This is a genomic window from Pelotomaculum propionicicum (assembly GCF_048984525.1).
GTDB lineage: Bacteria > Bacillota > Desulfotomaculia > Desulfotomaculales > Pelotomaculaceae > Syntrophopropionicum > Syntrophopropionicum propionicicum_A.
Window position 1 is genome coordinate 13,546 of sequence record NZ_JBMGJC010000012.1, and the last position, 21,285, is coordinate 34,830.

A 21,285-nucleotide genomic window follows, 5' to 3' on the forward strand; every position below is an offset into this window, starting at 1 on the left:
GTTGTAACTGAGATGAAGTGGGACAAGATCCTGAAGCTGGCTGGCATCATACTCGCTGTGGCGATTGTGACTGTCCTGGCCATCCGGCCTTTATTCCCGGGAGTCAGCTGGATTCCTTTTACAAATTTAATCAAGCAGGGGCTCGATTTGAAAGGCGGCGTCTACGTGGTGCTTGAGGCTGTAGATACGCCGGAAGCGCCCGTAACGGAAGACAGGGTAAAGCAGGCGATGGCCGTTATCGAAAACAGAGTCAACGCATTCGGTGTCGCAGAGCCGATTATCCAGCTGCAGGGTTCGCGGAGAATTATTGTTGAGCTGGCGGGGGTAAGCGACCCGGATGAGGCGGTCCGTAATTTAATCAAGACTGCCTACCTTGAATTTAAAACATCAGACGGCAAAACGGTACTGACAGGACGGCAGCTCAAAGACGCCAAGGAAGGCACAAACCCCCAGAACGGACAGCCGGAGGTCAACCTGGAGTTTGAGCCCGACGGCGCGCAGATATTTGCCCAAGTTACCGCGGCTAACATCGGCAAACCAATACACATCCTTTTGGACGGTGTACAGGTGCAGTCTCCCACTGTACGGGAAGCTATCCCTAACGGCAAAGCACAGATTTCACCTTACGAATCCCTTGAGGAAGCCCACAACGTGGCCATTTTGCTGCGTTCCGGCGCCCTGCCGGTAAAAGTTGACGTAATGGAGAAAAGGACGGTAGGTCCTACTCTTGGCGCTGATTCCCTTAACAAATCGATTAATGGCGGCCTGATAGGTTTAATTGCTATAGCATTGTTTATGATCGGTTATTACCGGGTTCCCGGCCTGGTGGCCAACCTGGCCCTGATCATTTATACCCTGGTGGTGCTGCTGATATTTGCCGGCTTGCACGTGACCATGACCTTGCCCGGTGTGGCGGGCTTCCTCCTGTCGATGGGCATGGCTGTCGATACAAACATTATTATTTTTGAGAGGCTGAAGGAGGAGCTGTGGGCAGGCAAGACGCTGAGGTCGGCCATTGACGCCGGCTTCAAGAGGGCCTTCGTGGCTGTCCTGGACTCGCACATAACCACGCTGATTACAGGTATAATACTGTACTATTTCGGCACCGGAGCGATTAAGGGCTTCGGCATCACACTGTCCATCGGTGTTATCGCCAGCCTCTTCACGGCTGTTGCCATGACGCGGTGGATCCTACAGCTTGTCGCGGGCAGCAACCTGGCCCGGGACCTCAGGCTTTACGGGAAATAGGGGGTAGAAAAACATGAACTTTAGAGAAAGCATGCCGTTTCACTTTATCAAGCTGCGCAAAATCTGGTATACCATATCTATACTGATCCTGGTCCCGGGCATCATATCTCTATTCTTGCAGGGCTTGAACCTGGGCATTGATTTTACCGGCGGCAGCCTGCTGGACCTTAAATTCAGCAATCCAACCGCAATAGAGCAGGTGAGAGGGGTACTCGACGAATCAGGCCTTGAAGTGGCCACCATCCAGCAGAGTGAAGAAAATACTTTTCTGATCAGGACCAAAGAACTGACTGAAGACGAGAGCGCGAGCTTGGTCAGTGCGTTCGATACCAAGCTCGGAGAAGTCACCGTGCAGCGCGACGAGAGGGTCGGCCCGGTTATGGGCAGAGAATTGATAATGAAGGCTTTTCAGGCCCTGGCCCTGGCTTCCGTGCTGATCGTCATTTACGTGGCCTGGCGCTTTGAATTCAAACAGGGCATTGCGGCTATTATTGCGGTGCTGCACGACGTCGTGATAGTGCTGGGGGTGTTCTCCATCTTTCAGCTCGAGGTGGAAAGCGATATCATCGCCGCTGTCCTGACCATCGTCGGTTTCTCCCTGATGGACACCATCATTATCTTTGACCGGATCCGCGAAAACAGCCACTTGAAGAAAAAGGGCGAGGTCATAGAGGACGTTATCAACAGGAGCCTGTGGCAGACCATGGCCCGCTCCATCAATACTACTATGATGATATTGTTCGTCCTTATCGCGCTCCTGGTGTTTGGCGGGGCTACCATGCGCGAAATGCTCATCGCCCTGCTGGTCGGGATTTTCAGCGGAGCGTATTCCTCCATCTTCAACGCCGCCCCGCTGTGGTATGATTTCAAGCGGCTGGAGAAAAGAAACAAGCTGAAGGTTGCCAAAGCCAAAGCATGATATGTCTCCATTCATTTTAAGGGCAGTGGTCATCGACCACCGCCTTTTTTTGTTCAATAACTTAATATCTTAGGTACCGGGTACCGCTGTTTTTGTTTGTTTTTGTCGCTTTGGGGGAAAATAAAATCAAAATGCGGCATCTGCAGGTAAAGGGGTAAATATGGATACTGCAAATCAAAACCAGCTCATAAAAACACTACAGGAAAAGATTACTGACCTGGCGGTAAAAATGGAAAAAATGAAACTGGCTGAGTATGTCCAGCTCCTTGACCAGCCGTGGAGGCTGCTGTATATCAATTTTCTCGCGGGTTTGGGCAGGGGCGTGGGCATTGCGGTGGGATTTACAATCCTGGGCGCATTTGTCCTGTATATTCTCAAGTACCTGGTTATGCTGAACCTTCCCTGGATTGGCGGCTTTATAGCCGAGATCGTCAGGATGGTGCAGCTGAAGGTAGGCACTTAATACTAAGGAGGAGCTTATTATGGATAAGGAGATGCAGTTAAAATTTAGACAGCGTCTTTTGCAGGAAAGGGAGAAACTTACCGGCCAGATTGATTTTCTGGATGAGCAGGGCCAGAGCGGCCTGGGGGTCTCAATGAAGGATTCGGTCAGTGAACTGTCAACTTATGATAATCACCCGGCTGACCTTGGAACGGAGGTTTTTGAGCGCAGCAAGGACTTTGCGCTCAGGGATAACGCCATGATCACAGTGTCGGCAATTGATAACGCCCTTGAGAGGATAGACAGCGGGACCTACGGCGCCTGTGAGGTTTGCGGCAGGGACATCGCTATTGAAAGGCTGGAAGCCGTCCCTTCTGCGGCAAAATGCAGGGACTGCAAAGAAGCGGAAGAAAAGATCCCGCACCAGAACGACCGGCCTGTTGAGGAAGAAGCACTGGGGGTGCCCTTTGCCAGGACCTTTAACGAAGACACTGACTCGGTTGGCTATGACGGGGAAGACGCGTGGCAGGAGGTGGCAAATTACAGCGAGAGCACCGATGAGTGGTCCAGGGGCGGCTCATACTATGGATATTCGAATTTTGATATTGAAAGGAAGGGCGAGGTGGAGGACGTGGACAATATCCCCTACGAGGTAGGGGACGACGGTATGTTTTATAAAAATTTCCGCGGGGTGGACGACGAAAAAGCAACACCTGAGGCGTGAGAAATGAGATGTAAAAGATGTGAAGGTCCGGCTATATCCCTTAGCGGAAACATTCAGGGCGGAATAAATCCCGCCCTGCAAGTATCTAATGGATATCATTTCCTCATTTTTAGTTGACAGGTTATTGTTAATATTAGATAATCTTTTAAATAAACCTTACTTAACAGGAGGTTTTTGTTATGGAATATAAACTCCTTTTGGCATCTGACGGTTCAGATAACGCAGTGAGGGCTGCCGAGTTCACCGTAGAACTCCTTGCTGCCGCCCCCGACATCAAGGTAACTGTTTTGGCAGTGAACGATATAATAGAGAAAATGAAATACTATTCACCCCTGCGTTCACCGGTTGTGCTTGAGGAAGTGGAAATATTTTTTAGGGAAAAAACTGATGAAGCCCTGGAAACAACCATGGAGGTCTTTAAAAAGCACGGTGTTAAAGTCAACGGGGTGGCCAAGTTGGGAAACCCTGCCCGGGTAATTGTAGATTACGCCCGTGACGAGGGCGTTAACCATATCGTGATAGGCAGCAGGGGGTTGGGCAGCCTCAAGGGTATCGTCCTGGGCAGCGTGAGTTCCAAGGTTATACAGCTGGCAAGCTGCCCGGTCACGGTAGTGAAATAAATCGTGTCAAGAGAACCGTCCCCTTGACACGTTCGTGTCAAGGGGACGGTTCTCTTGACACGATTTTGCGAAACAATTATCAGTGAAGAGATTTCTTGGTATCATTGGGGCGGCTGTTTTCCAGGAGTTCCTTTAACTCCTGGTGCTGTTCTTCATTAATCAGGTCTTTAATGTCCAGTGACCCCTCGGCAACTTTATCACTGAGGTAGATCGGGGTCTGCGTGCGAAGCGCCAGCGCAATGGCGTCACTGGGCCGGGAATCGACGACCAGTTCCTTGTCCTGGTGCCACATGTGCAGCTCTGCAAAATAAGTCCCTTCTATGACATCGTTGATCACAACCATGCTCAACCGGGCTTCCAGCAGGCCGCAGACATTTTTGAACAGGTCATGGGTGAGGGGCCGCTCAAGGATAACCCCCTGCAGGGCAACCCCAATGGCATGGGCTTCAAAGGGGCCAACCCAGATCGGCAGAGCCTTCAGTTCATCCTCGTCTATCAACAATATAACAGGGTTCATCATGATATCGTATGCGATCTCTTTTACTTTAACGGGAATCATTATGTTCTCACCTTCTATACATATTTAGGCGCAAGATTTATCAAGAGGTGTAAAATTTGGACTTAACCTGGCTTTTTCTTTTGTTGTGCCCTTATATGCTTTTATATTTTTATTTATTTGACATTACCAACTGGTCTGACCGGAAGATAAACTATTTGTGGCTTTTGGGACTAGCTATTATCCTTACCGGTTGGTTAGTTGTTAATTATTATATCCCCGACCCTTCGCCTTTCCCCGCGCTGTTTAAAGTCGCCACAGGATAAAATTGAGTCCGGGAACTTGTTAGAATCATTTTACCACAAGAAGAACAGGGCTGGAAAGGTAATAAAAAGTTGGCTTCAAGCTTCCAATAGCAGGAAAAGATAGTGGGGGGAACGAAAAGTCCACCCAAAATGAGCAGATCACCAGCCGGAAAAAATTTCCGGCACTTTTTTTAAAAAATACTTATTAATAACTAAATAAATGACCATACTATCAGTAAAGCTTGCAATGAGGAGGTAGTATAGATGACTGCTACACTGGTTGAATATTTCGCAGGGGTGCAGCACCGCCTTCCCGATGAAGCGGAAAGGGTGCTCAGAGCTCTGGAAGATTACGGCCCTATGAACAAGGAGGAGCTGTCCCTGACCGCCAAGGTTAAAAGAGCAGTTCTTGATCATGTTGTCATGCAGCTTTATGCCCTCGGCCTGGTTGACGTAGCCACAGAGGGAAAAAGCAAGATGTGCAGCCTGACAAGCCTGGGCTGGGATTTCCTGGGGATCAGTAAAGCCGGTTAATCATAACCGGCTTTATTATCTTTATATATCATATTGAACGATTGGGTAATTAATGCTAAAATTTGAGCATATATGAATTTTAAGGAGGAATGGATCACGAAAAAGTGGATAGCTTTATCAGTTTTGCTGGCGGTTATTTTGTCCGGCGCGATCCTGGCCGGCTGCGGCGGCGACAAGAGTACCGGCGGCCAGCAAGCCAACCAGTCGCAGCAAACTGCCAAAACGGAATCAATTACAGACATCTTTGCCAAAGGTGAAAAAATTGACGGCATGTCTTATGATTATTCCGTAACTGCAAGTGACATGTCGATGAACGGCAAGGTCTGGATGCAGGGCAAAAAGATGAAGACCGAGAGCACTATGGGCGGAGAAAATGTTGTTTCGTTTTTCGATGGTGACACCAACACTGTGATCATCTACAACCCGGCTGAAAAAACTGCTATGAAGATGTCTGCCGGCCAGGCTGAAGAACAAAACGCAATATCCGATACTCCGGTAGACTACACCAGCGGTATAGATAAAACCAGCATCAAGGAACTGGAAACCGTAGTCTATGAAGGGGTAAAGTGCAGGGTTGTCGAAGTCACTGAAAAGGACAGCAAGACAGTGACGAAAATGTGGCTCCGTGAAGACTACGGCATTCCAATGCGCATAGAGTCAACCGATCCGACCGGCGGAAAATTCGTGATGGAGTATAAGAATATGAAAATCGGTTCGATAGCGGCCGATGTATTCCAGCTCCCGGCCGGGGTCCAGGTAACAGACATGAGCGAAATGATGAAGCAGATGCAGCAGTTACCCGGCATGCCGGGCGGCCAGCAGTAGCTCAGGAGAAAAAACCGGTGCGACAGCGCCGGTTTTTTTACGTGGTATGCCAGGATTCGCACCTGTCCCAAAACGTGTCGGGGGGAGGGTTCTCCCCCGTACGTCCCCTGTTTCTATTTATTTGTACCAAGTTGCCAAACATTATGACCTCGATTATAATTTTATTATCTATGAAAAGTTTTCCGGAATTAACTCAAAAAATGTGGAAAGTAAAGCCGCCCGCTCCCGCCCTCAGCCGTATTTTCGCCCGCAAACTGGGCGTTTCGCCTATTATCGCCCAAATACTGATTAACAGGGGTATCCATACCATCGAACAGGGACGCGGCTTCCTGGGCGGCGAACTGGACCAAATGCATAAGCCGCTGCTCTTTAAAGACATGGGCAAAGCGGTGGCGAGGATTTTAAAGGCAGTCCGGACTGGAGAAAGAATCCTGGTTTACGGGGATTACGACGCGGACGGCGTGACCGCCGCGGCCCTGCTGTCTAAAGTATTACAACGCCTGGGCGCGGACGCCGCCAGCTATGTCCCCAACCGTTTGGTTGAAGGATACGGGCTGGACCTTGCTGTCCTGCAAAAAGAACTGGACAAAGGGACCAGCCTGGTCATTACAGTGGACTGCGGCATCAGCGACCTGGCGGAAATTCGCTGGGCGCAGGAAAACAGCATTGACCTGATCGTAACGGACCACCATGAGCCGCCGGAAGAAATACCCCCGGCTTTTGCCGTGATCAACCCTAAATGCGTTGATAGCGGGTATCCTTTTAAAGAGCTGGCCGGAGCAGGCGTCGCCCTGAAACTGGGGCAGGCGCTGCTGGAGGCCGCCGGCCAGGGCAGCGAGGCGTGGCGGGATTACCTTGACCTGGCCTGTTTGGGGACCATTGCGGACATCGTCCCTATCCAGGGGGAAAACAGGATATTGGTCAAACACGGGCTGCCCGCGCTGGCAGGAGCCGGCTGTCCGGGCATTCAGGCTTTAATTGAGACAAGCGGTATAAAGGACAAAGACATCGGCACGCGGGAGGTGGCCTTCGGCCTTGCTCCGAGGTTGAACGCGGCAGGCAGGACCGGCGCCCCGGAACTTGCCCTGCAGCTCCTGCTTACAGATAATTACGGCGAAGCAGTGGAGTTGGCCGGCCGGTTAAACAGGGCCAACCAGGAGAGGCAGAGGATTGAGTCCGCCGTCCTGGAAGAAGCCCTGGGCATGCTGGACAGAGACGAGGGAAAGAAGGAATCCTCCGTACTTGCACTGGCTTCGGAAAACTGGCACCCCGGTGTAATCGGCATCGTCGCCTCGCGCTTGACGGACCGCTTCTACAAGCCGGCCCTTTTAATTTCTATCGAGGGCGATGAGGGGCGGGGATCAGCCAGGAGCATACCGGGATTCAATATCCACAAGGCGCTGGCCCACTGCCAGGACCTTCTGCTGGATTACGGCGGGCATGCCCTGGCGGCGGGGTTTACCATTAAAAAAACCAATATAGAAATATTTTTCAGGAAATTAGAGGCATATGCCCGGGAAGCAACGAGCGGGGAAAAGCTGTTGCCGCTGCTGGAGATCGACGGGCTTGTAGATATTGAGCAGGTATCTGAGACTTTGATCAATGAGATCAACCTGCTCCGGCCTTTCGGGCACGCCAACCCTGACCCGCTGTTAGGCTGCCGGGGGGCCCGGCTTATAGAGAGCCGCGGTGTGGGAAAAGGTTCTGCCCACCTTAAAATGCGCCTGGGCGGCAGCAATAAGATCCTTGACGGCATCGGGTTTAACCTGGGTGCTTACGCGGAAGTCCTCGCCACGGGAGAGGCGGTTGACCTGGCCTTTGTCCCTGACATCAATGAATACAACGGCAGGCGCTCCGTACAGCTTGCTGTGAAGGACCTGGGCGCCCCGGCTGTTTTTGCCCCCGCGGAGGGGCGGGAAGATGACGGGGACTGCCTGGCGGGATACTGTTATTCACCAGCCGGGGAGACGGATGACGAAAGAGACGACCTCTTTGTGCCGGAGTTTGTCTATAAAACCCTGCAAAAATTAGACAGCGGAGAGCACCAGGGGCTGGTGAAATGTCAAAGGCCTGCACATGACGTCCAGCTTATCGACTGCCGCGATGCAGGTGACCGCCCGCTCCGGCTGGCCGGGCTGGCCGCCGCGGGTGAACCGGCGCTGGTAATCACATCATGCGGTTACCAGAACGTCGAGCTGGCCCACCATATCGTGCTTTCCAACCCGTCCCTGCGGGGAAAAGTCGCGTTTTGCCATTACCACACCCCCGGGGAGATAAAAAATAAATTAGCATCGCTGTTTCAAGCCGGTGAGATCGATATACTGCTGACAACACCGGCCGCGGCCGTAACTGCCGGGCTGTGCGCCGAAAAAGTGCTGCTTTACCACCTGCCGTATTGTTTGGAATCTGTTCATCATACATATAACTGCGTCAGCCCGGGAGGAAGGCTGTACCTTTTGTACGGGGCCGGCGATCTTCAGGATAACCTTGACGGGCTCGAGTCCCTGGCGCCTGGCAGGGAATACATGGCATACCTGTACCGGATGCTCCGCCGGGAGGGAAAACAGGGCGCCGTGTTTAATATAGATATATTGGCGAAAGCGATGTCAGACGCCGGTTTTTACCATGCCGGCGCATGTACGCTTCAAATGGCCCTGAAAATATTTGTGGAATTAGAGCTGCTTACATGTCATAATGAAGGAAAGATTTTGAATATTCATTTTATGCCTCCGCCGGCACAAAAGAAAGACCTGTTTCAGGCTCAAACATATAAGGTGCTGACCCAGATAAAAAAGGATTCAATTCAGTTGATGAGGGATTTTTTAAGTGCACCCGTATATAACCTGTTCAGCCAGGGTGTTTCATTTTAAAGGGGGTTATAAAATTTGGACCTGAAGAGCATAATCAGAGAGATCCCGGATTTCCCAAGGGAGGGCATAAATTATAAAGATGTATCCACCCTGCTGCTTGACGGGAACGCATACCGGAAAGCGGTCCAGGAACTGGCGGCCCAGTGCATGCACAAGCAGGCCGAACTTATCGTGTGCCCAAAAGCGCGGGGCTTGATGATCGGCGCGCCCCTGGCTTACATCCTGGGCACCGGCCTGTTAACTCTCAGTCTGCCCAGCCAGCCGGAAGACATTTTTACCTGGCACTATGACCTGGAATTCGGCGACAGGCCTGTTGAACTGGATCGCGGGATGATCAAGCCGGGGATGAAAGTACTGGTTGTGGATGAACTGATCGCCACCGGGGGGACAGCCGCCAAGACAGTAAAGCTGATCGAGGACCTTGGCGCCGAAGTGGTGGGCACGGTATTCCTGGTGGAGTTGACCGGGCTTGGCGGACGGGTAAAAATACAGGACTATGATACAATATCGCTTGTTCAATATAATTATTAGGGAAATGATTACATGGAAAACTCAGTCCAGGTTTCCGCTTTAGAAACGTCCCCAGAGTTTGAACCGGTTAATCCCGCAGTCCGGGATCAACTGCCGGAACTAAACCTGGAAGCATCTCTGGAGGAACTGTTTCAGCTGATAAAAAGCTACAGCCCCAAAGCGGACTTTGCTGTAATTAAAGACGCGTATGACAATGCCGCAAGCGCCCACCGGGAACAAAAGCGTTTTTCCGGAGAGCCTTTTATTGTCCATCCCCTGGAAACGGCAAAGATACTGGCCGAGCTGGAGCTGGACCAGGAAACTATAGTTGCCGGCCTGCTGCACGATGTGGTCGAAGACACGGGAATATCGCTGGAAGATATCAAAGAGCGGTTTGGCGGCGAAGTCGCCCTCCTTGTTGATGGAGTCACCAAGCTGAGCAGGATTGAGTTTAAGACAAAAGAAGAACAACAGGTGGAAAACCTGCGTAAAATGTTTCTGGCCATGGCCAAAGACATCCGGGTAATCCTGATCAAACTGGCCGACCGCCTCCATAACCTCAGGACACTCAAGTACCACCATGCCCCCAAGCAGGTGGAAATTGCGAACGAAACACTAGAGGTATTCGCCCCTCTCGCGCACCGCCTTGGGATTTATCGTATAAAATGGGAACTGGAAGACCTCGCTTTCCGTTTCATAAATCCGGAAAAATATTTTGAACTGGTGGATAAGATCGCCAAGACGCGCGGCAAGCGGGAGGAATATATTTGTTCGGTAATTTCAATTCTTACTGAAAAGCTCGAGGCCATGGGCATTGAGGCCGACATCCAGGGCCGCCCGAAACACCTCTACAGCATATTGGCAAAAATGCAGGAACAGCAGAAGGATATCAACGAAATCTACGACGTTACCGCCGTACGCTGCCTGGTGAACACGGTGCGTGACTGCTATGCCGCCCTGGGTATCGTGCACACCCTGTGGACCCCCATCCCGGGGCGGTTCAAGGATTTCGTGGCCATGCCCAAGTCCAACATGTACCAGTCCATCCACACCTCCGTGATCGGCCCCCAGGGCGAGCCTTTTGAGATCCAGATCAGGACCAGGGAAATGCACCGCACCGCCGAGTACGGGATCGCCGCCCACTGGCGTTATAAAGAAGGCGGCAAGGGTGACCGCGAGTTTGACAAGAAACTGGCCTGGCTGCGCCAGCTGCTGGAGTGGCAGCACGATCTCCGGGATGCGCGGGAGTTTATGGAGAGCCTGAAAATAGATCTCTTTGCCGATTCCGTTTTTGTCTTTTCGCCCAAGGGCGACGTGGTGGAGCTGCCGGCCGGCTCGGTGCCGCTGGACTTTGCCTACCGCATCCATACCGACGTCGGCCACCGCTGTACCGGGGCCAAGGTCAACGGCAGGATTGTGCCGCTGGAATACAAGCTGAAAAACGGCGACATCCTGGTTATCATGACCTCCAAAACCAGCGGGCCGAAGCGGGATTGGCTGAATATAGTTAAAACATCCCATGCCAAAACAAAGATCAGGCAGTGGTTCAAGAAAGAACAAAGGGACGAAAATATCCTCAAGGGAAAAGAAAGCCTCGAGCGCGAGATTAAAAAACAGGGGCTTGAAACAGACCTTATAAAAAGCGATAAGTTACTTGAGATTAGTAAAAAACTAAACATATTAAGCCTTGACGACCTGTACGCGATGATAGGCGACGGCCAGATAACAGCCGGCAACATCCTGGGCAAGATTAAAATGGAAGAAGCTAAAACAGAGAAGAAGGGCACGCTGGCCGAGGAAGTCCAGGCCCTGAAAACCGAGGTCAGGCCGTCCGCCGGGTGGGGTAAACCTACCCAGGGTATACGGGTCAAGGGGATTGACAACCTCCTGATCAGGCTTTCACACTGCTGCAACCCGGTGCCCGGAGATCCAATCGCCGGCTACATTACCCGCGGCAGGGGGGTGTCGATCCACCGGGCTGACTGCAGGAATATTGTTTCCTATCAGAATTTTGAAAGGGAGCGCATGGTTGAGGTGGCCTGGGACAAGGAATTTACAGAGCCGTTTCAGGTTAAGCTGGAGGCAAACGGCCTGGACCGGGCCGGTTTTTTAAGCGACGTGATGGCTGTCCTGGTGGAAATGAAAATCAGCGCCAACTGGGTTACCGCCAGGGGCAAGAAAGACGGGGGCGCGGTAATCGAAATGGTGCTGGAAATGAAAGGGTTGGAGCAGTTAGAACATATTATGAATAAAATAAGGCGGGTCAAGGACGTCTATGACGTCAGGCGGGTCAGCTTCGGCGGCCAGCCTGCTAGCCCGCTCAACTGACCGGAGGTGAGCGGTATTTGCGGTCAGTGGTGCAGAGGGTTGTCCGCGGTTCGGTCAAGGTGGAAGGCAAACTAATAAGTGAAATAGGGCCCGGGCTGGTAGTACTGCTGGGAGTGGGCCGTGGCGACACCGGGCGCGACGCTGTTTATCTGGCCGATAAAATAGCGCACCTGCGCCTGTTTGAAGATAATGAAGGGAAGATGAACCTCTCCGTTAAAGACACCGGCGGCTGTATTCTGGCAGTGTCGCAATTCACCCTTTACGGCGACTGCCGCAAGGGCAGGAGGCCGGGGTTTTCTGACGCCTCACCGCCTGACGAGGCGCGTAATTTATATAATATTTTTGTGGATGAGCTGGGAAAGCTGGGTTTAGAGGTAGCCACCGGCTGTTTTCGCGAGCATATGACTGTTGAAATTATCAACGACGGACCGGTTACCCTGCTGCTTGACAGCAAAAAAAATATTTAGTAAACGGAGGTATCTGTTGACCTGTGATTTTTCGAGGACTATCAGTAGGCATGATGGATTCAAACTGTTATATTATCGGCTGTGAGGACACCAAGGAAGGTGTTGTCGTAGATCCCGGCGCGGATGGAAAAAAAATACTGAAAAAGGTGGATGACCTGGGTTTGAAGATCACTGCCATCGTCCTTACCCACGGTCATGTTGACCATATCGGGGCCCTGGCGGAGGTCCGTGACGCAACCGGCGCGAAAGTAATGATCCATGCCGAAGATGCTGACCAGCTCACCGACGCCGGCAAAAACCTGTCGGCTTACGTTGGAGCCAGACTTTCCACAAAGGCGGCCGACTGCCTGCTGCAGGACAAAGACGAAATAGAAGTCGGTAAAATAACGCTTGAAGTCATCCATACACCGGGCCATACCAGGGGCGGCATCAGTATAAAATGCGCGCCGGACACCCTTATTACTGGAGACACCTTATTCGCCGGCTCTGTCGGGCGTTCTGACTTCCCCGGCGGCAGCCACACCCAGCTCATATCGTCAATTAAAAACAAACTGCTTAAATTCCCGGACGAGACCAGGGTCTACCCCGGCCACGGCCCCAGTTCAACCATAGGCGAGGAGAAAAAATTCAACCCGTTTCTCAGGTAGAAACAAAGCACCCGTAACAAGCGGGTGCTTTTGCGACAGTGGGGACGGTTCTCACTGTCGCATTCCACTATCATAATTTAAGGTGAAGCCTGGATGTGGTCCGGGATAAAAAATTTTGACCGGGAATATTTTTAATGATAAGAAACATTAAGCAAACGGAGGTATCACCAATCCAGTGATTTTTCAAACATTATTAGTAGGCATGACGAATTGTTATATCATCGGGGATAAGGAAACGAAGGATGGGATTATAGTAGATCCCGGCGCGTACGGGAAGGAAATACTAAAAAAGGTTGAAGAACTGGGCTTAAAAATCACTGCTATCGTCCTTACCCATGGCCATATTGACCATATTGGGGCTTTGCCGGAGGTCCGGGAAGCGACCGGAGCGAAAGTGATGATCCACGCCGATGATGCCGAGGAGTTTGCTAAAGCCGGACATTACCTGTCGAATTACCTTGGGACAGTAATTTCCACAAAAGCGGCCGACCGCCTGCTGCAGGACAATGACAAAATAGAAGTCGGCAAATTAACACTGGAAGTCATCCATACGCCGGGCCATACCAGGGGCGGTATCTGCTTAAAGATAGCGCCGGATAAAGTCCTTACGGGGGACACCCTTTTCGCCGGCTCTATTGGGCGCTATGATTTTCCCGGCGGGAGCTACGCCCAGATTATAGATTCCATTAAGACCAGGCTGCTTGTATTTCCGCCCGAAACACGCGCCTACCCCGGCCACGGCCCCAGTACAACCATAGGTGAGGAAAAACTCAATAACCCATACCTCATAGATTAAACAAAACACCCGCCGGAGCGGGTGCTTTAGTATGCAGACAAAGTTTCCATGCTGTTGAATCCACTTGGCTCCGTGCTTCGCGTCGAGTAAACTTAGCGCTTGCTTCGGGCTCAATTGGACCGGCCTCCAACTCGCCGTCCAGGCGATGAAGGCCTTTCGCAGAATACGTTGGGGACATTTCTCGGTTACAGAGACAGTCCCCAAATAGAGATGTGTCCCCTGACCGCTGACCTGCTCATCCAATTTCGCATCCTCAGCTTCGCTTAGTTTACTTACGACGCTGTCGCAATGGAGCAGCTGGATTCAACACCATGGACTTTGCAGGATAAATTTGTAAATTTTCAAGGCAAGCCGGCAGTTCTGCCAGCTTCCCTCTGAAATCAGGCTTCCAGGGGGAATTTCCCCTGTCGACCAGGTTGTCTGTTGCCAGGTAGGTTTTAATGCCCAGGCTGGAAGCAATAAGATCCGCTTCAGTGTCGTTGCCCACCATCAGGGCCTGTTCCCCGCTGAGCCTCATTTTAGAAAGGATCTCATCAAAATAGAGGGGGTTCGGTTTGCAGAAGTGGCATTCTTCATAGGATGTTATAAGCTCCCAGGGGGCGCTTTCCACACCTGCCCACCTCATGCGTTCAAGAATAGCTTCCTTTGGGAATATCGGGTTTGTGGCCAGCACCAGGCGATACCCGCACCCGGCCAGTTTATCCACTACTTCTTTGGCCGTGGGATTTGGCCGGGCGTATGCTTTTAAGTCTTTGTATTCATGGCCGTAAAAATAGTTGAAAACAGGCAGCAAATCCTGAGAAGTACTTCTAACCTTCGGCAAAAAGTGCTCCATGAAGACTTCCTGGTTGGTCTGAGCGGGGTTTTTGTCCCTGATCATGGCCGAAGTCGCGTGCAGGATAGATTCCTTCATCAGACCGGGTGGCACTATTTTGCTGAATTTATATGTTAACGCCCTGAAATATTGGCCTAAGAACTCGTCCATATCCATTGGGAGCAGGGTCCCGTCGAGGTCAAAGAAAACAGCTTCAATAACTATCTGGTAACACCTACCTGACTTGGAGCAGATGTAAAAAACATATATCTCCGGGTATTTCTATGGGCAAAAACAAAGGTGGATTTTTTCAAAATGATTAAATAAAAAAGAAACATCCTCTTGTCTCCCCTAAATAAAAATGCGACAGCGAGAACCGTCCCCCTTGTCGCACTTTGCTGCAAAACTAGTGCTCGGCGCCGCAGTTCGGGCAGCCGCAGGAACTGCCGTGCTTCGCTTTCTGTTTGCAGCCTGATGCCTCCAGCGCGTTAACGACCTGGGAGCGGATATCCGCCAGGTAAATTTTACGCAGCCGGCATTGTTCTTCTGTTTCCTCTTCCGTCAGCCCTGCTTCTCTTTTCTTGCGGGCCAGTTCGTTGATCCGGTCGAGCAGCTCTTTTGTAATAATGTCAAATCACCTCTCAGGCAATATTATAACATCCGGGCACGGTTGAATCCAGAGCCCTGCAAACAGGTAACAGGGCGGTTCAGAGAGCAGTCCCCAGTCACCCTTGTTACATGGAACACAATTTGTATACCTTATGAATTGACAAAAAAGCAAATATTTCATAAAATGATGGTCAGAGTTCTTCTATCTTTAAAAAGCGATGACCGGGAAGAGTACACGCACTGGTAACGGCAGGGAGGGAAGGCCTTTAGACTGGAAGCCTTCCTCGTAAAAAGGCGTTGAAAAACACCCGGGAGCGGCCCCCGAAAGCGACAGCGCGAGTAGGCCGGCCCGGCAGCCTCCGTTACAGGCATAAAGGGAAAAAACGTTTTTCCGAAAAAGGGTGGCACCGCGGGTAGCAATATCCGTCCCTGGCTGTGCTGATGCATGGCCCGGGTTTTTGTTTTTATAAAGGAGGATTTTAATGCTTACAACACGCCCTCGGGGCACTAACGACATTATTCCGGGAGAAGTGGAAAAATGGCGCTGGGTAGAAGATCAGTTTTACCGGGTTTGCGCACTCTACGGCTATAACGAGATCAGGACGCCGGTCTTTGAACATACCGAGCTGTTCCAGCGCGGTGTCGGCGATACAACCGATATAGTAGAGAAGGAAATGTACACCTTTACGGACAGGGGAGACCGGAGCATCACTCTCAGGCCTGAAAACACGGCTCCCGCAGTGAGAGCCTACCTGGAAAACAAGCTGTACGCGGGCCCGCAGCCGGTCAAGCTTTTTTACAGCGGGCCGATGTTCCGCTACGACAGGCCGCAGGCCGGGCGCTTCCGGCAGTTTCACCAGGTGGGGGCGGAGGTTTTCGGCTCTAACGACCCGGCAGTTGATTCCGAAGTAATAGCTATGGCGATGGATTTTTACGGCAGGCTGGGCCTTAAGAACCTGGAGCTTCATATCAACAGCGTCGGCTGCCCCGAATGCAGGCCGCGGCAGCGCCGGGAGCTGAAAAAATATTTTCAGCCTCACCTGGACGTCCTTTGCCGGAACTGCCGGGACAGGTTTGAAAAAAACCCCCTGCGCATACTGGACTGCAAAGAGCAGCGCTGCGCGGAAGCCGGCGCGGGCGCCCCGTCGACACTCGACTGCCTGTGCGGTGACTGCGCGGACCATTTCGCGCAGGTTAAAAAAGGCCTTGACCTTTTAAACATTCCCTATGTCATAAACAGGCGCCTGGTCAGGGGACTGGATTACTACACCCATACCGCGTTTGAGATAATGGCGAAGGACATCGGCGCCCAGAGCTCAATCGGCGGCGGCGGCCGCTATAACGGGCTGATTGAGACCTGCGGCGGGCCTCCCACTCCAGGCGTTGGGTACGCCCTTGGCATGGAGCGGATCATCCTGACCATGGAGCGGCAGGGGGTCACTGTAAATACCGCGTTTAAGCCAGCCGTATTTGTGGTCACAGCCGGGACGGAGGCCGCTGACACCGCGTACAAACTGCTGTTCAGCCTTCGCTCGGCCGGTATCCCGGCTGACAAGGACTACCTGGGGCGCAGCTTGAAAGCGCAGATGAAATATGCCGGAAAAACCGGAGCCCGTTTTGTGGTGATAATAGGCGCGGAGGAGCTGGAGCGGGGTTCCGCCCTGGTGCGGGACATGAGCTCGGGCAACCAGGAAACGGTGGTATTTGAAGATACCGTGGGATACCTGGTACTAAAAAACCAAGCTTAATAACCGCATATTGGGACAGGATGAATTACACTGGCAGCTAATGAAATTTTAAAAATAAATTCAGGCATTATTTTCGAAGGGGGACAAATTCATGATCGAGTTTTTAGACGGCAGAAAACGGACCCATTACTGCGGTGATTTGAGAATCGGGGATGCCGGCGCGCGGGTGGTGCTGATGGGATGGGTGCAGACACGGCGCGACCACGGCGGCCTGATCTTTGTAGACCTGCGGGACAGGACCGGCCTGGTACAGGTGGTATTCAGCCCGGATTTTCAACAAGAAGCTTTTGAGAAGGCCGAAGGCGTGCGCAGCGAATACGTCATCTGCGTGCAGGGGACCGTAAGAGAACGGCCGGAGGGGACGGCTAACCCCAACCTGGCTACCGGCCAGGTAGACGTGACGGCCGATGAACTGCGTGTGCTGAACCGGGCCAAGACGCCCCCGTTTTACATAGAAGACGGCATCGACGTGGATGAAAACCTCAGGCTGCGCTACCGCTACCTCGACCTGCGCCGGCCGGAGATGCAGGAAGCGATCATGCTCAGGCACAGGGCAGCCAAGTCAGCCCGCGATTACCTGGACGAGAACGGCTTTTTGGAAATCGAAACGCCGGTGCTGACCAAGAGCACACCGGAGGGGGCCAGGGACTACCTGGTGCCCAGCAGGCTCAACCCAAGCAAATTTTACGCCCTGCCCCAGTCACCGCAGTTGTTCAAGCAGATCCTGATGGTAGCCGGCTATGACAAATATTTTCAGATCGTGCGCTGCTTCCGGGACGAGGACCTGAGGGCCGACCGTCAGCCGGAGTTTACACAGATCGACATTGAAATGTCCTTCACTGACGTGGACCATGTGCTGGGCCTTACAGAAGGCCTGGTCAAAAGACTGTGCCGGGAGACAACCGGCCTGGAAGTCGCCGGCAATTTCCCCCGCATCACGTACAGCGAAGCGATGGACCGCTACGGCTCTGACAAGCCCGATACCCGCTTCGGCCTGGAGCTGAAAGATATTACCGACATAGCCTCGGGCTGCGGTTTTAAAGTTTTCGCCTCTGTCGCCGCCGCCGGCGGGCAGGTGAAGGGCATCAACGCCAAGGGCTGCGCTTCTTTCAGCCGCAAGGAGATCGACGACCTGACCGCTTTCGCGGCCATCTATAAAGCCAAGGGCCTGGCCTATTTCATTGTCACTGAAGAAGGTATCAAGTCGGTCATCGCCAAGTTCTTCACCGAGCAGGAGCTGGCGCAGATCATGGCCAGGCTGGAGGCACAGCCGGGCGACCTGCTGCTCTTCGTGGCCGACAAGCCGAACGTGGTGGCCGCGTCTCTCGGGGCGCTGCGCCAGCACCTGGGCGAGCGGCTCAATTTAATCCCCGACGGGCTCTACCACTTCCTCTGGGTGGTGGATTTCCCCCTGCTGGAGTATGACCAGGAGGAAGGGCGCTACGAGGCCATGCACCACCCGTTCACCTCGCCGCGGGAGGAAGACCTGCCGCTGCTGGAAAGCGAGCCGGGGAAGGTGCGGGCCAGGGCCTATGACCTGGTGCTCAACGGGGTGGAGGTCGGCGGCGGCAGCATCAGGATCCACCGCCGGGATATCCAGGAGCAGATGTTTACCGTCATCGGCATCAGCAGTGAGGAAATCACGGAAAAGTTCGGGTTCATGCTGGAAGCATTCGAATACGGCACACCGCCCCACGGGGGCATAGCCATCGGCTTCGACCGCCTGATCATGCTGCTGGCGGGCAAGAAAACAATAAGGGACGTCATTGCCTTCCCCAAGACCCAGAGCGCCACCTGCCTGTTGACCCAGGCTCCTGGCCCGGTTGCGGCCAAACAGCTGAAAGAACTGCATATTAAAACAGATTTAAAGAAGATTTAGCCTGATTATGACCGTTGTCCACTGTTCAGCGAGGCGCACTTGTAAATTACCTCGTATTGTGGTAACATAAATATAGTCAGATACGCCCTGCTGTGTTCGTGGTCTGCCTTGAAGTTTTGTTCCAACACTTTAGAAAAGGGAGCCCGGACTCTGGATGTGGCTTGCACGCCTCCTTGGTTGAGGACACATAAATCATTCAGGAGGGCACCCACCTGTGAGAGCAGGTTCAAACTTTTGGTGGTCACGGCATTTGTGGGGTTTTTATAGGGTTTAATTTGCAGAGGTTTTCAGTTGGCGTTTAAATCTTAGCCAATGTGAAAACCTTTTAATTTTTTGATTTTGTTAAATTATAATAAAATACCTGCCGTATAAACTTATAAATAAAGTTTAGCATAAAGGAAAAGATAATTTCGTGTCATTGACAAAGGGTTTTAAAGAAGATTATAATTTGTTTGTACTTAGGTTATTTTTCATGGAATTAAAAATATTTCTTATTAATATAAGAAATCTTGAATTTAGCAAATCTTGGTTAGCTCAGATATATAATTTTAGAAAGGGGAGGGTTTTTTGGCCAGCAAAAAAGTTTTTGAAATTAACGATGCTGATTTCCAAAAGGTATTGAGCGAATCAAAAGTACCGATTCTAATTGATTTTTGGGCGGATTGGTGTGGGCCCTGTAAAATGATCGCCCCCGTTGTGGAAGAAATAGCCGCTCAATTTGAAGGTAAAATTCTGGTAGGCAAGCTGAATGTTGATGCCAACCAAAGCGTGCCGTCCAGTTTAAAAGTTATAAGCATTCCCACCTTAATACTTTTTAAGGACGGCGCGGAGATCGAACGCTTAATCGGTTATAAAACAAAAGATGAGCTGAGCAGCTTCATAAGCAATAATTTATAGCATCGCTGCAAAAAAGCACGTTTTTAAGCGTGCTTTTTTTTATGGCGCGGCAAGAAGGCCTGGCTAAGGTATTTTAATTGCAAAGAACAAGCGTTCGTTATAAAATACAGGTGTGGCGGTTTCATTGTCTTTGACGCAAGAGCAGGCCAAAGGGCCGGTTATTTTAACGGTTTTTTAATATTGGAGGTGCTGCGGTGAATCTGTTTGAACAGGCTATGGAAAAGAAAATGTTTAAGACCGCGCCGCTGGCTTTGAGGATGAGGCCTAAAACCCTGGATGAATTTGAAGAACAGGCCGGGATAGTAGGCAGGGGAACGCTTCTGAGAAAGTCGATTGAAGCGGACAACTTGATGTCCGCTATATTTTTCGGGCCGCCCGGAACCGGTAAAACCACTCTGGCCAAAATAATTGCCGGCATGACCAAATCCCGTTTTGAAACGATAAACGCCGTTATGGCCGGCGTGGCTGATATCAGGAGGGTAGTGGAGGAAGCCAGGGGAAGCCGTTCACTTTACGAAGAAAAAACTATCCTTTTTATTGATGAGATCCACCGCTTTAACAAGGCCCAGCAGGACGCCCTGCTGCCTTACGTGGAAAACGGCCTGATTACCCTGATCGGCTCAACCACCGAAAACCCCATGTTTACCGTAAACCGCCCGCTGCTCTCCCGCTCGCAGATTTACCGTTTCGAGCTGCTTTCACCCCAGGCTTTGATCAAGATACTTTTAAAAGCGCTCAAAGACGAGGAAAGGGGTTTAGGCGCCTATCACACCGATGTTTCCCCGGAGGCGCTGGAACACCTGGCCGGGGTGGCCAACGGGGATGCCAGGTCCGCCCTGAACGCCCTTGAGCTGGCTGTCCTTACCACCCCGCCGGATGCCGAAGGGATAAGGCGTGTGTCGCTGGATGTGGCGGAAGAAGCTGTCCAGAAGCGGGTCCTCAAGTATGACCGGGCGGAGGAGCACTATGACGTTATATCCGCGTTTATCAAGAGCATGCGGGGTTCCGATCCCCATGCCACGCTGTACTGGCTGGCCAGGATGTTGTATGCCGGGGAAGACCCCGCCTTTATCAGCCGGCGGATCATGATCCACGCGGCTGAAGACGTCGGCCTGGCGGACCCGCAGGCGCTTGTTGTCGCTGCCGCCGCCGCCCAGGCAGTGGAAAGGATCGGCATGCCCGAGGCCAGGATTATCCTTGCCGAAGCCGCTCTTTATATCGCCGCCGCGCCAAAAAGCAACGCGGTGATCAGGGGCATCGGCGCGGCCATGTCGGCTGTGGAAAAAGATATTGCGGAACCTGTCCCGCCTCATTTAAGGGGAACCGGCTACAAAGGGGCGGCAGCCCTGGGGTCCGGCCGGGGGTACAAATACCCGCACGATTACCCGGACAATTATGTCAGACAGGACTACCTGCCCGGCAACATGGCCGGTAAAACATTTTATGAGCCTTCCTCAAACGGGTTCGAAGCGGAAATAAAGAAAAATTTAGACAGAAAAAAATAAAAATGGTAATGAGCGTTTAAAAAATCAAATACTTTTTTAAATTTTATTGAATTAAATTTTCTCTTATGGGCACAATACAATCACAAGGGTTCGTAATGGCCG

Annotated in this window: 20 protein-coding genes, 1 other RNA gene and 1 other annotated feature; of the genes, 18 read left to right on the forward strand and 3 right to left on the reverse strand. The window is 51.9% G+C overall.

Features of this window, described 5'->3' with window-relative positions:
* Positions 1–12 precede the first annotated feature (12 nt).
* The 5 genes from secD to ACOBQJ_RS13475 all read left to right on the forward strand — a co-directional run bounded on the left by secD (position 13) and on the right by ACOBQJ_RS13475 (position 3,953).
* Positions 13–1,248: a protein translocase subunit SecD gene (secD, locus tag ACOBQJ_RS13455; RefSeq protein ID WP_421072281.1), complete on the forward strand. Its 1,236-nt coding sequence runs from the start codon at positions 13–15 to the stop codon at positions 1,246–1,248.
* A 13-nt stretch (positions 1,249–1,261) separates the two neighbouring features.
* Positions 1,262–2,167, forward strand: coding sequence for a protein translocase subunit SecF (secF, locus tag ACOBQJ_RS13460; protein WP_421072282.1), 906 nt, complete (start codon positions 1,262–1,264; stop codon positions 2,165–2,167).
* A gap of 160 nt (positions 2,168–2,327) precedes the next feature.
* Complete coding sequence (locus ACOBQJ_RS13465) at positions 2,328–2,630, forward strand: DUF5665 domain-containing protein (RefSeq protein ID WP_421072283.1); 303 nt, start codon at positions 2,328–2,330, stop codon at positions 2,628–2,630.
* 19 nt (positions 2,631–2,649) lie between these two features.
* On the forward strand, positions 2,650–3,333 hold the full coding sequence (locus ACOBQJ_RS13470; RefSeq protein ID WP_421072284.1) for a TraR/DksA C4-type zinc finger protein: 684 nt from the start codon (positions 2,650–2,652) through the stop codon (positions 3,331–3,333).
* Positions 3,334–3,512: 179 nt separating this feature from the next.
* Positions 3,513–3,953 carry a universal stress protein gene (locus tag ACOBQJ_RS13475; protein WP_421072285.1) on the forward strand — a complete coding sequence of 147 codons (441 nt, stop codon included), beginning with the start codon at positions 3,513–3,515 and terminating at the stop codon, positions 3,951–3,953.
* Between the two features lie 79 nt (positions 3,954–4,032).
* On the opposite strand, the gene ACOBQJ_RS13480 is transcribed toward ACOBQJ_RS13475, so the two are convergent.
* A complete protein-coding gene (locus tag ACOBQJ_RS13480; protein WP_421072286.1) occupies positions 4,033–4,512 on the reverse strand; it encodes a bifunctional nuclease family protein in 480 nt (159 codons plus the stop codon).
* Between the two features lie 506 nt (positions 4,513–5,018).
* On the opposite strand from ACOBQJ_RS13480, the gene ACOBQJ_RS13485 reads away from it, so the two are divergent.
* The 8 genes from ACOBQJ_RS13485 to ACOBQJ_RS13520 all read left to right on the forward strand — a co-directional run bounded on the left by ACOBQJ_RS13485 (position 5,019) and on the right by ACOBQJ_RS13520 (position 13,731).
* Positions 5,019–5,288, forward strand: a complete 270-nt coding sequence (locus ACOBQJ_RS13485) for a transcriptional regulator (RefSeq protein ID WP_421072287.1) — start codon at positions 5,019–5,021, stop codon at positions 5,286–5,288.
* 123 nt (positions 5,289–5,411) lie between these two features.
* Positions 5,412–6,113, forward strand: a complete 702-nt coding sequence (locus tag ACOBQJ_RS13490) for a LolA family protein (protein ID WP_421072288.1) — start codon at positions 5,412–5,414, stop codon at positions 6,111–6,113.
* A gap of 200 nt (positions 6,114–6,313) precedes the next feature.
* Positions 6,314–8,983 (forward strand): single-stranded-DNA-specific exonuclease RecJ, encoded by a 2,670-nt coding sequence (gene recJ, locus ACOBQJ_RS13495; RefSeq protein ID WP_421072289.1) that lies wholly within the window; start codon positions 6,314–6,316, stop codon positions 8,981–8,983.
* Between the two features lie 15 nt (positions 8,984–8,998).
* Complete coding sequence (locus ACOBQJ_RS13500; RefSeq protein ID WP_421072290.1) at positions 8,999–9,514, forward strand: adenine phosphoribosyltransferase; 516 nt, start codon at positions 8,999–9,001, stop codon at positions 9,512–9,514.
* Between the two features lie 12 nt (positions 9,515–9,526).
* On the forward strand, positions 9,527–11,821 hold the full coding sequence (locus tag ACOBQJ_RS13505) for a RelA/SpoT family protein (protein ID WP_421072291.1): 2,295 nt from the start codon (positions 9,527–9,529) through the stop codon (positions 11,819–11,821).
* A gap of 17 nt (positions 11,822–11,838) precedes the next feature.
* Positions 11,839–12,288, forward strand: coding sequence for a D-aminoacyl-tRNA deacylase (gene dtd, locus ACOBQJ_RS13510; RefSeq protein ID WP_421072292.1), 450 nt, complete (start codon positions 11,839–11,841; stop codon positions 12,286–12,288).
* Between the two features lie 23 nt (positions 12,289–12,311).
* Positions 12,312–12,935 (forward strand): MBL fold metallo-hydrolase, encoded by a 624-nt coding sequence (locus ACOBQJ_RS13515; RefSeq protein ID WP_421072293.1) that lies wholly within the window; start codon positions 12,312–12,314, stop codon positions 12,933–12,935.
* A gap of 175 nt (positions 12,936–13,110) precedes the next feature.
* Complete coding sequence (locus ACOBQJ_RS13520; RefSeq protein WP_421072294.1) at positions 13,111–13,731, forward strand: MBL fold metallo-hydrolase; 621 nt, start codon at positions 13,111–13,113, stop codon at positions 13,729–13,731.
* 268 nt (positions 13,732–13,999) lie between these two features.
* On the opposite strand, the gene ACOBQJ_RS13525 is transcribed toward ACOBQJ_RS13520, so the two are convergent.
* Both ACOBQJ_RS13525 and ACOBQJ_RS13530 read right to left on the reverse strand, forming a co-directional pair.
* On the reverse strand, positions 14,000–14,815 hold the full coding sequence (locus ACOBQJ_RS13525; RefSeq protein WP_421072365.1) for an HAD family hydrolase: 816 nt from the start codon (positions 14,813–14,815) through the stop codon (positions 14,000–14,002).
* Between the two features lie 136 nt (positions 14,816–14,951).
* Entirely contained in the window at positions 14,952–15,173 is a 222-nt protein-coding gene (locus tag ACOBQJ_RS13530) for a DUF896 domain-containing protein (protein ID WP_421072366.1), read from the reverse strand.
* Positions 15,174–15,363: 190 nt separating this feature from the next.
* Positions 15,364–15,588: a binding site (T-box leader), on the forward strand.
* A gap of 48 nt (positions 15,589–15,636) precedes the next feature.
* Here ACOBQJ_RS13530 and hisS point away from each other — a divergent pair.
* The 5 genes from hisS to ACOBQJ_RS13555 all read left to right on the forward strand — a co-directional run bounded on the left by hisS (position 15,637) and on the right by ACOBQJ_RS13555 (position 21,183).
* Complete coding sequence (hisS, locus tag ACOBQJ_RS13535) at positions 15,637–16,902, forward strand: histidine--tRNA ligase (RefSeq protein ID WP_421072295.1); 1,266 nt, start codon at positions 15,637–15,639, stop codon at positions 16,900–16,902.
* 91 nt (positions 16,903–16,993) lie between these two features.
* Entirely contained in the window at positions 16,994–18,781 is a 1,788-nt protein-coding gene (gene aspS / locus ACOBQJ_RS13540) for an aspartate--tRNA ligase (RefSeq protein ID WP_421072296.1), read from the forward strand.
* Between the two features lie 81 nt (positions 18,782–18,862).
* A non-coding RNA gene (gene ssrS / locus ACOBQJ_RS13545) (6S RNA) lies at positions 18,863–19,044 on the forward strand.
* Between the two features lie 304 nt (positions 19,045–19,348).
* Positions 19,349–19,678: a thioredoxin gene (gene trxA / locus ACOBQJ_RS13550; protein WP_421072297.1), complete on the forward strand. Its 330-nt coding sequence runs from the start codon at positions 19,349–19,351 to the stop codon at positions 19,676–19,678.
* Between the two features lie 194 nt (positions 19,679–19,872).
* Positions 19,873–21,183, forward strand: a complete 1,311-nt coding sequence (locus ACOBQJ_RS13555) for a replication-associated recombination protein A (RefSeq protein ID WP_421072298.1) — start codon at positions 19,873–19,875, stop codon at positions 21,181–21,183.
* The last annotated feature ends 102 nt before the right edge of the window (positions 21,184–21,285 follow it).